Genomic DNA, 11,601 nt, shown 5'->3' with positions numbered 1-11,601 from the left:
CGCATCAAGCGCGCCAGCCGTGACAGGCGCGCTGCCAGGCACGCAGATCGCCGCCGGGAGCGCGCCAGCGGCGGCCAGGCGGTGCATTGCCTTGCACCGCGCGCCGTCGGGTGACGCTGGTATGAAAATTGCTGGATCCCTTCATTCTGTTATCCGCGCGATCCCTGAGAGGTTCCCATGCAATCACTCATCTCTGCTGCAGATGCCTTCAGCGCGTTTGCCACACCCGCCAGCAACCGTGGCGTTCTGGCCGCGGCGGCGACCGGTCTGAGCGCCTTCATTACGGATAAAGGCGGCGATGTCGATCGCATCTTTGGCATCAGCGGTATCGATTCCGAACTGCTGGCCAGCCCGACACTGAGCCTCGGGCTGGTGAACTATTGCCGCGTGATGGAAGAAGCGGCGCGCCACTCCGGCTTTGATAACTTCGGTTTGCATTACGGCAGGCAGTTCAAACCGCAGTCATTAGGGTTAATTGGCTACATCGGACTGTGCTCGCCGACGCTGGAGCAGGCGCTGCACAATGTGGTGAACGCGTTTCCCTGGCACCAGCACGATACGCTGACGCGGCTGGTGGACAAGGGCGACTGCTGGCGGCTCGATTATCAGGTGCGCCACGGAGCGATCCTGGCACGCCGTCAGGATGCGGAGCTGACGCTCGGCATGTTCCTCAACCTGATTCGCCACGTGGCGGGCAAAAACTGGGCGCCGCGCGAGGTGCACTTTGAACATCCGCGTCCGGAGCAGTGGCACGAGCACTGCAAAGTGTTTGATGCGCCGGTCTGGTTCGATCAGCCGTTTAACTCACTGCTGATCGCGAAACGCGACCTGCAGCGCGCCATGCCGGAGCAGGATGCGATGCTGCTGATGGTGATGCAGGATGCCATTCGCCGCCTCAACAGCAGCGCCAGCGTGCAGAGCGTGGTCGAACAGGCGCGTTCGCAGGTTAGCCTGACGCTCATTCAGGGCGAACCGGTACTGGAGGAGATCGCCGGCAAAATGGGGTTGTCGAGCTGGTCGCTGCAGCGACGCTTGCGCGAAGAGGGCATCAGCTTTAGCGCGCTGGTGGATAAGGTGCGCTGCGAAATGGCCACGCACTACCTGCAGCAAAGACAGCTGCCCATCTCGGAGATGGCGCTGCTGCTCGGCTATTCCGAGGTCAGCGCGTTTTCCCGCGCCTTCCGCCGCTGGTTCGGCATCAGCCCGCGCCAGTGGCGCCAGGATGGGCTGGTGAGTCAGGCCGGTGCGGCGCAAAGCCAAACCACGCTGGCTGGTCGCGCTGCGGCGGAGGCGGTAAGCCGCGCGACTGACCAATAAGCTGCCACGCGCGCAAACACAGCGCTTCGTCGCCCTGGGTTTGCGTCACCGCGTAGCGCCCACTGTTCTGCCACTCCAGGCGCACCCAGCACTGCTGTCCGGCATAGCGCGCCGCATCGTGAAACTGCTTATTGAGCTGCTGCTGCAGTGCTTCACTCCAGTGGCAGGCGGCGCTGTCAGCATCGCCCTGCGGCTGGCACTGATTGGCCAGGCTGGGGGCTGGCGCGGACACCTGCTGGCAGGCGCTGAGCCCCACCATCATTACTAACCCACCTGATAGTCTCGCTAATCGATTAATTAAATTCATTAATAAGCCTGCATTTTCGCTAAAGATTCCTGGCGCTGCTGCCGACAGTCTACAGACCGCAGCAGGGAATGCTATGGCATTACTCTGACTGTCGGCATAACCAGAATTTGCCGCCTGGTGGCGGTGTTATCCCTTCCTTTATTCATGGACCAGAAATGCAGAAGAAATATGCCTTTGCGGCACTCTCCTTGTTAAGCGCCGCGCTGCTCAGTGGCTGTGCCACCGAGTCGTCGCGCGCCATCGACGCGCCTCAGGTTCGCGCCGCAAGCCAGCCGGCTTATCAGGGCGTGCGCAGCCCAATCGCGGTGGGACAGTTTGATAACCGTTCGTCATACATGAATGGGATTTTCTCCGACGGCGTTGATCGTCTGGGCAACCAATCCAAAACCATTCTGATTACGCATCTGCAGCAGACCAATCGCTTCAACGTGCTGGATCGCAGCAACCTGAAAGAGTTGCAGCAGGAAGCCGACTTCAAACACAGCCAGCAGAATATCAAGGGCGCTAACTACATCATCACCGGTGACATCACCGAGTTCGGGCGCAAAGAAGTGGGCGACCAGCAGCTGTGGGGCATCCTCGGGCGCGGTAAAAGCCAGATCGCTTACGCCAAAGTGAACCTGAATGTGGTGGATGTGACCACTTCAGAAGTGGTGTACAGCGTGCAGGGCGCGGGTGAATACCAGCTGTCAGCGCGTGAGGTGATCGGCTTTGGCGGTACCGCCAGCTATGACTCTACCCTGAACGGCAAAGTGATGGATCTGGCGATCCGTGAAGCGGTCGACCACCTGGTGGATGGCATCAATAACGGCGCATGGCGCCCGGTGAAATAAGGATATTGACGATGAAATTACTGCAACTGAGCGCCGCGCTGATCGCGGCAGGCGTGCTGGCCGGCTGTGCGCCAAAAGGACCGGAGCCGATCTACTACTGGGGTGATTACCAGCAGCAGGTCTACAGCTATTACCAGAAAGACAGCGATCCGCAGAAGCAGATTGATGCGCTGAATCTGGATATCGAAAAGGCCAAAGCGGTGAACAAGCCGGTGGCACCCGGTCTGCACGCCCAGCTGGGCCTGCTGTACGCCAAAAACGGCAATACGGATAAAGCTTTCAGCCAGTTCGCCCTCGAGAAGCAGCTGTTTCCGGAATCGGCCCCGTACATGGACTTTCTGATGAAGAAAAAAGGAGTGAACCAATGAAAAAACTGATTGCCGTGTGCGGCGTATTCGCGGCGCTGCTGCTGACCGGCTGTGCCCAGAATAAGAAACCGTATGACTACAGCGCCTTCCGTGCCAGTAAGCCGGCGTCAATTCTGGTGCTGCCTGCCGATAACCGTGCGCCGGATATCAACGCGTCGCACAGCTTCACCTCGCTGGTGACCCAGCCGCTGGCGGAAGCGGGTTACTACGTGTTCCCGGTGGCGGTGGTGGAAGAGACCTTCCAGCAGAACGGCCTGAGCAACGGGCATGAAATTCAGGCGGTGAGCACGAAGCGTTTGCATGACATCTTCAACGCAGACAGCGCACTGTACATTTCGATTACCGATTACGGCAGCAGCTATCTGGTGGTTGATTCGGTGACCACGGTCTCGGCCACTGCCCGTCTGGTCGATCTGCGCAGCGGTAAAGAGCTGTGGCAGGGCATGGCCACCGCCAATGATTCTGAGAACAGCAACAACAGCAACGGCGGCATCATTGGCATGCTGGTGTCGGCGGCGATCAAACAGATCGCCAGCAACGCGGGCGACAAAGCGCACACCATTGCCGGTGTCACCAGCGCGCGTCTGTTAGCGCAGAACGAGCAGGGTGGTCTGCTGGCCGGTCCGCGCTACAAAGCGCCGGTTACGCGTTAATCTACCTGGCGCGGCGATCGGCTGATCGCCGCGCCACTTCACGCATCACTCGCCCGGCAGCTCCAGTTTACTGTAGCCGAGCCCGTTCATTTTACGCACCCGGATTTGCACCGGGATGCGCTCTTTCATCGCTTCCACGTGGCTGATCACGCCGATGGTTTTCCCGCTGGCGTTGAGCGCATCCAGCGCATCCAGCGCGGTATCCAGCGTTTCGGCATCCAGCGTGCCGAAGCCTTCGTCGAGAAACAGCGATTCAATGCGCGTTTTATGGCTGACCAAATCGGACAGCGCCAGCGCCAGCGCGAGGCTGACGAGGAAGCTCTCGCCGCCGGACAGCGTACGCGTGTCGCGCGTGGCATCGGCCTGCCAGGTATCCACCACTTCCAGCTCCAGCTCATCGCTGACGCGGCGCTGCAATAAATAGCGGCCGTGCAGGCGATCGAGCTGGCGGTTTGCCAGCCACACCAGATGATCGAGGGTTAAGCCCTGAGCAAAGCGGCGGAACTTGTCGCCTTTGGCCGACCCGATCAGATCGTTGAGGCGGCTCAGCTGTGCCAGTTCCGCTTCGTCAGCGGCGATCTGCGCCAGCAGCGTTTGCTGCTGCTGACGCTGTTGGGTATCGCTGTGCAGCTGCTGCTGCGCTTCCCCCTGCTGGCGTGCGTTGTCACGCAGCGCCACGCGCAGCTGCTCGAGCCGGGCGGCGATGGTGCCAGCATCGGCATCGCTGAGCGCGGCCGGGCGCTGCTGCTGGTGATCGCTCAGCCGCTGCGCCAGTCTGGCATGCAGCGCGGTGTGCTGCTGATGCTGCTGCTCCAGCGTTTGCAGCCGCTGGCGCAGCGTCTGCACCTCATCTTCCACCAGCAGCGCGGCGCGCAGGGCGCTTTCGTCAGCGAAATCACTGAGCAGCAATGCCTGCCGGAAGGCGCTTTCGGCGTCCGCTGCGCGCTGCGCCAGCGTCTGCTGCTGGCTGACAATCTGTTCATACTGACCTTTCAGGCCGTGCAGCTCGCTTTGCGCCTGCTGCCAGCGCTGCAGCTGTTGCGCCAGCGCCTGGTCATGCTGTTGCAGCGTGGCGTGCTGCTGCTGACGCGCGTCCGCCACGCGCCGGTCGCCAAACAGCTGCTGGCGCTGCTGCTGTTGAGCCTGCTGCTGCTGCTGCAGGTGGTTAAGGGCTTGCTGCAGGCTGGCGACCTGCTGCTGTTCACGCGCCAGAGCGTGCTGCAGGCTGCTGCCTTCCGTTTCGCTTTTCGCCAGCTGCGGCTGTAGCTCAGCAAGTAACCGCTCACTTTCCTGCCACTGCTGCCAGCGCTGCTGCAGCGTTTGCAGCCAGCCGGCGCGCTCGGGCGCTGCAGGCAGGCTAAGCTGATGGGCAGCCAGCTGCTGTTCCAGCTGCTGCAGTTGCTGCTGCCATGCCTGACGTTCACCGCTGACGCGCTGATCGATCTCATCCCGCTGCTGCCGGGCGCTGGCAAGCTGCTGCTGTGCCAGCTGTTGCTGCTGCTGATGTTGCTGCCAGCGCTGCTGCTGTTGCAGATGCGCGTCTTTGGCCTGCTGCAACGTGACGGCCGCCTGTTCACGCGCCTGCAACTGCTGCTGCTGGCGGGCTTCGAGCGCGTCCTGCTGCTGCTGCCAGGCGCTGAATTCTGCGTGCTGTTCAGCGCTGAAGGTAAGCGCCAGCTCACCGCACAGCGCCTGCCAGCGCTCGCGGGTGGCGGCGATCTGCTGGTCGAGATCGGCGATTTCCTGTTGCAGCGCCTGCTGTTGCTGCTGCGACAGTTTAAGCTGCTCGCCCCGCGCGGTGCCGGCTTCCCTGAGCTGCGCCACGTGCGTTTCCAGCGCCGCCTGCCGCTGCTGATTTTCATCTGGCTGCAACTGCTGGTAGCGGTCGATGGCCGGATGCTGGCAGGAGCCGCACAGCGGGCAGGGCTGTTCCGGCTGCAGCCGGGCCCGCTCGTCGGCCAGCTGAATAATGGTGCGCTCCAGCTCGCACAGGCGACGCACATCCAGCAGCGTCTGATGCTCGCGCTTGTACTCCTCGCGCAGCTGCTGCAACGCCAGCGCTTCCTGCTCAGCATGCTGCTGTAACTGCTGCAGTTTAAGCTGACGCTGCTGGCGCTGCGGCTGGAGCGTTTGCCACTGTGCCGCCAGCAGGCTGAGCTGCTGACGTGCGCCGCGCTGCTGCTGATGCTGCGCCAGCGCCGTCCGCAGCGCCGGGCTGGCGATCTCCGCTTCCAGCGAAGTAAGCACCTGCTCCGCCTGCTGGCGCTGCTGCTGTGCCGCGGCTTCTGCCTGTTGCAGCGGCTGTGCCGCCTGTTCGCGCGCCTGTAGCGCCTGCTGCTGCTGTTCCAGCTGGCTTTGCAGTTGTTGCTGCTGCGCGCTGAGCTGCGTCAGCGTTTGCTCACGCTCTTCAAGCCGGGCGAGTTCGGCCTGCCAGCGCGCCAGTTCGCCGCCCCAGCGGGCGACAGCGGCTTCACTCAGGCGAAACGCCTGCTGCTGCGCCAGCTGCTGTTGTAAGCGTTCACTTGCCTGCTGATGCTGATCCAGCGCCTGCTGGCTGAGTAACAGCGTTTTTTGCTGTTCGCTCAGCAGCGCCTGCTGCTGCTCAAGCTGCTGTGCACGGCTGGCGATCTGCTGATCGAGCGGGATCACCTGTTCGCTCAGCAGCGTCTCCAGCTGTTGCTGTTCGGCCAGCGCGCGTTCACGTGCCTGCTGTGCGGCCTGATAGTGGCTTTCACCCTGCTGCAGCGCCGCTTGCGCCTGTTGCTGTTGCTGCTGTAACTGCTGCGCCTGCTGGTTCAGTGTCTGCTGGTCGCGCTGCAGCTGTTCGCGCTGCTGCAGTTTGTCGCGCAGCTTCTCCGCCGGTTCAGCACGCGCCAGCCGCTGGCGATCGCCTTCCGCCTGCTGCCAGGCCGTGGCGGCAGCCTGCAACGCCTGCTGCGCCTGCTGTTGCTCCGCGTTGAGCTGCTGCTGCTGCGTCAGCCACTGCTGCTGCTGCTGGGCCTGCGCCAGCTGCTCGCTCAGATCCTGTTCGGTGCGGGTCAGCTGCTCCAGCTGCTGCGCCAGTTCGGCGCGGCGGGCGTCGTCGAGCAACTGCACCGCACCGGCGCGGGCGCGCAGCGTGTCGAGTGCCGCGCGCGCCGTGCGCCAGCGCTCGTAGATCTGCATCGAGATGTGGCCGTAGATTTCGGTGCCGGTCAGCTCCTCCAGCAGCTCGGCGCGCTCGCCGGGTTTGGCATTGAGGAAGGCGGCAAACTGCCCCTGCGACAGCATCATCGAACGGGTGAAGCGGGCAAAATCGAGACCGGACAAGGTTTCGATGGCTTTGAGCTTGTCACCGACTTTATCGGCGACGATCTGGTTGTCCGCCACGCGCGCCAGTTCGACGCGCGGCGCCTGCAGTTTACCTTCCGCCAGGCCGCGCGCGCGGTTCTGGCTCCAGAAGGCGCGCCAGGCTTCACCTTTGATCTCAAACTCCACTTCGGCGAGGCACTCAGCGGTGTCACGCGTCATCAGCTGATTTTCGCTCTGCGACAGGCCACCAAGGCGCGGCGTCTGGTGATAGAGCGCCAGACAGATGGCATCCAGCAGCGTGGTTTTACCCGCGCCGGTGGCGCCGGTGATGGCGAACAGCCCGTTGCTGGCAAACGGCTCGCGGCGGAAATCGATAAACCACTCGCCGCGCAGCGCGTTGAGGTTTTTAAAACGCAGCGTCAGAATTTTCATGCGCCCGGATCCTCCAGCGTGGCCAGCGTGCTGCGAAACAGCTGCGTTAACTGCGCGCGCTGTTCATCCTCCAGCTGCTCCTCCAGCGCCAGCCGGCGGGCAAACACCTCTTCAACTTTCAGTTCGCTCAGGGTTTCGTTCTCCAGCCGCGCCAGGCTGCGCTGACGCTGATCGCGGCTGCGGCGCACCAGCAGCACCTCAACCGGCAGCGACTCGGTAAGCTGTTCGATGCGGCGCTGCAGGTCGCTCAGGTACTCCTGAGTAGTGATTTCGATATCCAGCCACACCGGCAGATCGCCTTCATGGGTGTGAAACGCGGTCAGTTGCTGTTCGATCTCCGCCATGGCGCCTTTTAACATCTGCATCGGCTGGAATGACGGAATCACCAGCGGTGTGACGGACTCCAGCCGGGTGCTAAATTCCAGCAGGAATACGCTTTTCTCACGCCCCAGCTCATCAAAACTGAGCGCAATCGGCGAACCGCTGTAGCGGATGTGATCGCTGTCGGCGATGCGCTGCGCGCGATGTATATGGCCCAGCGCAATGTAGTCGGCTGGCGGGAAGGCCTGCGCCGGAAAGGCGTCCAGCGTGCCGATGTAGATATCACGCACCGAATCGCTCTTGCTGACGCCCACGGTGGTGAGATGCCCGGTGGCGATGATCGGCAGCGTACTGCCCATGGCTTCGCGCTGCGCCACAGCGGCGGCATAACAGTGCTGATAGTGCTGCTCAATCGCCTGCAGCAGCGACAGCTGCTTATCGCGACCGGACTGACCCGCCTGGCTGCGCAGAATATCGCGCGGACGCAGATAGGGAATGGCGCACAGCAGCGCCCCCGGCGTGCCGTCGCGCTGTTGCAGCGTCAGCACCTGCTGCTCGCCGCCGGGCGTGGCGCTGGTAATGACGCGGGTATTGAGGCAGGCCAGCAGCTCGCGCGATTCATTCAGCGTGGCGACCGAATCATGGTTGCCGGACAGCACAATCAGCTGGCAGCCGCTGGGCTGCAGCGCCACCACGAAACGGTTAAACAGTTCGCGCGCGTAGCTGGGCGGCGAACCGGTATCAAACAGGTCGCCAGCGACGATCAGCGCATCCACCTGATGCTGCACAATCGCGGCCAGCAGCCAGTCGAGGAATTGCTGGTGCTCGGCGGCGCGGCTTTTGCTGTAAAAGAACTGACCGAGATGCCAGTCAGCGGTGTGAATAATGCGCATGAATGCTCCGTGCCTGCTATCGCAAAGCGGCAGTATAACCGCTTAACAACGCAATGAAAAAAAAGCGAAACCGGTTGTCACAATTGCGCTTTTTATCTGATTATCATGAGGTGGGTTTTTCATAAAAGTGTCACAAAACTGACGCATAATGGCGCCGCAAACCCCCGTGACATGCCGTCACAATCGCAGGAGTAATAATGGCTAAGCGCATTTTGGTTGTGGAAGACGAAGCTCCCATCCGTGAAATGTTATGTTTCGTGCTGGAACAAAACGATTACCAGCCGATTGAGGCTGAGGACTATGACAGCGCGATTGGCAAGCTGATCGAACCCTGGCCCGATCTGATTCTGCTGGACTGGATGTTACCCGGCGGCAGCGGCATTCAGTTCATCAAACATTTAAAGCGTGAAGCCATGACGCGTGATATTCCGGTGATGATGCTGACGGCGCGCGGTGAAGAGGAAGATCGCGTGCGCGGGCTGGAAGTGGGCGCCGATGATTACATCACCAAGCCGTTCTCGCCCAAAGAGCTGATGGCGCGCATTAAAGCCGTGATGCGCCGTATCTCACCGATGGCGGTGGAAGAGGTGATTGAGATGCAGGGGCTGAGCCTCGATCCCTCCTCGCATCGCGTGATGTCCGAAACCACGCCGCTGGAAATGGGACCGACCGAATACAAACTGCTGCACTTCTTTATGACACATCCGGAGCGCGTATACAGCCGCGAACAGCTGCTGAATCACGTGTGGGGCACTAACGTGTATGTGGAAGACCGCACCGTGGATGTGCATATCCGTCGTTTACGTAAAGCACTGGAAGTTTCCGGCCACGATCGCATGGTACAAACCGTTCGCGGAACAGGGTATCGTTTCTCTGCCCGCTACTAAACGGAGTCTTTTACCGTGCTGGAACGACTCTCCTGGAAGAGATTACTGACCGAGCTGGCGCTGGTGTGTCTGCCTGCGCTGGTGCTGGGTCTGCTGGTTGGCTATCTGCCGTGGTGGCTGTTACTGGCCGTGTGCGGCGTGCTGTTCTGGCACTTCAAAAATCTGATGCGGCTGTCGCACTGGCTGTGGATTGATCGTTCAATGACGCCGCCCACCGGGCGCGGCAGCTGGGAACCGCTGTTTTACGGCCTGTATCAAATGCAGTTGCGCAATCGCCGCCGCCGGCGCGAGCTGGGCAATCTGATCAAACGCTTTCGCAGCGGGGCCGAGTCGCTGCCGGACGCGGTGGTGCTCACCACCGAAGAGGGCACCATTTTCTGGTGTAACGGTCTGGCTCAGCAGCATCTCGGGCTGCGCTGGCCGGAAGATAATGGCCAGAATATCCTCAACCTGCTGCGCTACCCTGAATTCTCCCGCTATATCCGCCAGCGCGACTTCAACAAGCCGCTGACGCTGGTGCTGAATAATCAGCATCACATGGAGTTCCGCGTCATGCCTTACAGCGAAGGGCAGTGGCTGATGGTGGCGCGTGACGTCACCCAGATGCACCAGCTGGAAGGGGCGCGGCGTAACTTCTTCGCCAACGTCAGCCATGAACTGCGTACCCCGCTGACAGTGCTGCAGGGCTATCTGGAGATGATGGACGATGTCGGGATGAACGAACGCACCCGCAGCAAGGCGCTCAGTACCATGCAGGAGCAGACGCGACGCATGGACAGCCTGGTGAAGCAGCTGCTGACGCTGTCACGCATCGAAGCGGCCCCCGCCATTGATCTGAAAGAGACGGTGGATGTGCCGACCATGCTGCTGCTGTTGCAGCGCGAGGCGGAAACCCTTAGCCAGGGCCGTCACAGCATCCATTTCCATACCGATCCACACCTGAAGGTGTTCGGCAATGATGAACAGCTGCGCAGCGCGATTTCCAATCTGGTGTATAACGCGGTGAACCACACGCCGGATGGCACGCGCATCGACATCAGCTGGTTGCGCACCAAACAGGGCGCCGAATTTAAAGTGTGCGACAACGGGCCCGGCATCAGCGAGGAGCATCTGCCGCGCCTGACCGAACGCTTCTACCGCGTGGATAAAGCGCGCTCGCGCGCCACCGGCGGCAGCGGGCTGGGGCTGGCCATTGTTAAGCACGCGCTCGGCCACCACACCACGCGGCTGGAGATCAGCAGCGTGCCGCATCAGGAAACCTGCTTCCGCTTCGTGCTGCCACCGCGCTTGATTGTGGCGAACGGAATCCGCGAGAATGTGGCGCAGTAAACGCCACCGGACTCTGTGATGAAATCGCTGCTGCTCTCTCTTTTATTACTGTGCCCGCTGCTGGCGACGGCTCAGCAAAGCATGCTGACCGGCAACCTGAGCAGCGTGGGCTCGGACACGCTGGGCTACCTGATGACGCTGTGGGGCGAAGATTTCAGCCGTCAGTCGCCGGGTGTCAACGTGCAGGTGCAGGCGGCGGGATCGTCGACGGCGCCGACCGCGCTGGCCGCAGGGGCCGCTCAGCTTGGCGCCATGAGCCGGCCGATGCAGGTGGATGAGCGTCAGCTGTTTATCGCGCGCTATGGTTATGCACCGCTGGCGGTGCCGGTGGCGATGGATGCGCTGGTGGTGGTGGTTAATCAGGACAATCCGCTGCCGTCCATCCGTCAGCCGCAGCTGGATGCGCTGTTCTCCGTGACGCGGCTATGCGGCGCACAGCAGGTGCCACAGCGCTGGGGCGATGTTGGCCTGCATACGGCGAACTGGGCAACGCGCAGTATCCAGCGCTTTGGCCGTAACTCCGCTTCCGGCACCTGGGGCTTCTTCAAGCAGCAGGCGCTGTGTCGCGGCGATTTCCGCGCTGACGTCGCGGAGTTTCCCGGCTCGGCAGCGGTGGTGCAGGCGGTCGCCAGCACGCCGAACAGCATCGGCTACGCCAGCTTTGGCTTTCACCTGAGCGGCGTGAAAACCCTGCCGATCGTCACCGCCAGCGGCGACAGCGTCATGCCGGATGCCGAATCGATCCGCAGCGGCCGTTATCCGTGGTCGCGCCCTCTGTATATCTACGTTAACAAAGCACCCGGCAAACCGCTGCCGCCGCTGGTCGCCGCCTTTCTGCAGCAGGTGCTCTCTGCGCAGGGGCAGCGCCGCGTAACGGAGGCCGGCTACCTGCCGCTGTCCGACAGCCAGATCGCGCAGGCGCGCGCGGCGATTGCGCAAAACTAATTCACGCTGACCGATCATGAATTTT

11 protein-coding genes are annotated in these 11,601 nt (G+C 61.9%); 7 read left to right on the top strand and 4 right to left on the bottom strand.

From position 1 onward, the window contains the following. Positions 1–4 precede the first annotated feature (4 nt). Complete coding sequence (locus tag ABVR31_RS14430) at positions 5–145, bottom strand: hypothetical protein (RefSeq protein WP_264441582.1); 141 nt, start codon at positions 143–145, stop codon at positions 5–7. 32 nt (positions 146–177) lie between these two features. On the opposite strand from ABVR31_RS14430, the gene ABVR31_RS14425 reads away from it, so the two are divergent. After that, positions 178–1,317: an AraC family transcriptional regulator gene (locus ABVR31_RS14425; protein WP_058757980.1), complete on the top strand. Its 1,140-nt coding sequence runs from the start codon at positions 178–180 to the stop codon at positions 1,315–1,317. Here the strand turns inward: ABVR31_RS14425 and ABVR31_RS14420 are convergent. Beyond that, the gene (locus ABVR31_RS14420; RefSeq protein ID WP_254185826.1) at positions 1,199–1,579 is read right to left on the bottom strand and encodes a cell envelope integrity TolA C-terminal domain-containing protein; all 381 of its coding nucleotides are present in this window, start codon (positions 1,577–1,579) and stop codon (positions 1,199–1,201) included. The genes ABVR31_RS14425 and ABVR31_RS14420 overlap by 119 nt on opposite strands. A 200-nt stretch (positions 1,580–1,779) precedes the next feature. Between ABVR31_RS14420 and ABVR31_RS14415 the strand changes: the two genes are divergently transcribed. Genes ABVR31_RS14415 through ABVR31_RS14405 form a run of 3 tightly spaced genes read left to right on the top strand, consistent with a single transcriptional unit; the run spans position 1,780 to position 3,478 of the window. Further along, complete coding sequence (locus tag ABVR31_RS14415; protein ID WP_021507138.1) at positions 1,780–2,457, top strand: CsgG/HfaB family protein; 678 nt, start codon at positions 1,780–1,782, stop codon at positions 2,455–2,457. 11 nt (positions 2,458–2,468) lie between these two features. Continuing rightward, positions 2,469–2,825 carry a DUF4810 domain-containing protein gene (locus tag ABVR31_RS14410; protein ID WP_021507139.1) on the top strand — a complete coding sequence of 119 codons (357 nt, stop codon included), beginning with the start codon at positions 2,469–2,471 and terminating at the stop codon, positions 2,823–2,825. Further along, positions 2,822–3,478: a DUF799 domain-containing protein gene (locus ABVR31_RS14405; RefSeq protein WP_021507140.1), complete on the top strand. Its 657-nt coding sequence runs from the start codon at positions 2,822–2,824 to the stop codon at positions 3,476–3,478. Before ABVR31_RS14410 ends, ABVR31_RS14405 begins: the two co-directional genes overlap by 4 nt. A gap of 45 nt (positions 3,479–3,523) precedes the next feature. Here the strand turns inward: ABVR31_RS14405 and ABVR31_RS14400 are convergent, their stop codons facing one another. Beyond that, positions 3,524–7,201, bottom strand: coding sequence for an AAA family ATPase (locus ABVR31_RS14400; protein ID WP_372773274.1), 3,678 nt, complete (start codon positions 7,199–7,201; stop codon positions 3,524–3,526). After that, the gene (sbcD, locus tag ABVR31_RS14395; RefSeq protein WP_372773272.1) at positions 7,198–8,415 is read right to left on the bottom strand and encodes an exonuclease subunit SbcD; all 1,218 of its coding nucleotides are present in this window, start codon (positions 8,413–8,415) and stop codon (positions 7,198–7,200) included. Before sbcD ends, ABVR31_RS14400 begins: the two co-directional genes overlap by 4 nt. Positions 8,416–8,612: 197 nt before the next feature. On the opposite strand from sbcD, the gene phoB reads away from it, so the two are divergent. Genes phoB through ABVR31_RS14380 form a run of 3 tightly spaced genes read left to right on the top strand, consistent with a single transcriptional unit; the run spans position 8,613 to position 11,576 of the window. After that, positions 8,613–9,302 (top strand): phosphate response regulator transcription factor PhoB, encoded by a 690-nt coding sequence (phoB, locus tag ABVR31_RS14390; protein ID WP_021507143.1) that lies wholly within the window; start codon positions 8,613–8,615, stop codon positions 9,300–9,302. Between the two features lie 15 nt (positions 9,303–9,317). Beyond that, positions 9,318–10,631 carry a phosphate regulon sensor histidine kinase PhoR gene (gene phoR / locus ABVR31_RS14385; RefSeq protein ID WP_059010574.1) on the top strand — a complete coding sequence of 438 codons (1,314 nt, stop codon included), beginning with the start codon at positions 9,318–9,320 and terminating at the stop codon, positions 10,629–10,631. A gap of 18 nt (positions 10,632–10,649) precedes the next feature. Further along, positions 10,650–11,576 (top strand): phosphate ABC transporter substrate-binding protein PstS family protein, encoded by a 927-nt coding sequence (locus tag ABVR31_RS14380; protein WP_325923170.1) that lies wholly within the window; start codon positions 10,650–10,652, stop codon positions 11,574–11,576. Positions 11,577–11,601 lie beyond the last annotated feature (25 nt).

Source organism: Pantoea sp. WEP (assembly GCF_041678305.1).
Lineage (GTDB): Bacteria > Pseudomonadota > Gammaproteobacteria > Enterobacterales > Enterobacteriaceae > Pantoea > Pantoea dispersa.
Note: the sequence above shows the minus strand (reverse complement) of the source record. Positions and strands in the feature narration are given on the sequence as shown.

Coding starts and splice junctions, on each gene's coding strand:
- phoB (WP_021507143.1), top strand. CDS start 8,613: ATGGCTAAGCGCATTTTGGTTGTGGAAGACGAAGCTCCCATCCGTGAA.
- sbcD (WP_372773272.1), bottom strand. CDS start 8,415: ATGCGCATTATTCACACCGCTGACTGGCATCTCGGTCAGTTCTTTTAC.
- ABVR31_RS14415 (WP_021507138.1), top strand. CDS start 1,780: ATGCAGAAGAAATATGCCTTTGCGGCACTCTCCTTGTTAAGCGCCGCG.
- ABVR31_RS14380 (WP_325923170.1), top strand. CDS start 10,650: ATGAAATCGCTGCTGCTCTCTCTTTTATTACTGTGCCCGCTGCTGGCG.
- ABVR31_RS14405 (WP_021507140.1), top strand. CDS start 2,822: ATGAAAAAACTGATTGCCGTGTGCGGCGTATTCGCGGCGCTGCTGCTG.
- ABVR31_RS14430 (WP_264441582.1), bottom strand. CDS start 145: ATGAAGGGATCCAGCAATTTTCATACCAGCGTCACCCGACGGCGCGCG.
- ABVR31_RS14400 (WP_372773274.1), bottom strand. CDS start 7,201: ATGAAAATTCTGACGCTGCGTTTTAAAAACCTCAACGCGCTGCGCGGC.
- ABVR31_RS14425 (WP_058757980.1), top strand. CDS start 178: ATGCAATCACTCATCTCTGCTGCAGATGCCTTCAGCGCGTTTGCCACA.
- ABVR31_RS14410 (WP_021507139.1), top strand. CDS start 2,469: ATGAAATTACTGCAACTGAGCGCCGCGCTGATCGCGGCAGGCGTGCTG.
- ABVR31_RS14420 (WP_254185826.1), bottom strand. CDS start 1,579: ATGATGGTGGGGCTCAGCGCCTGCCAGCAGGTGTCCGCGCCAGCCCCC.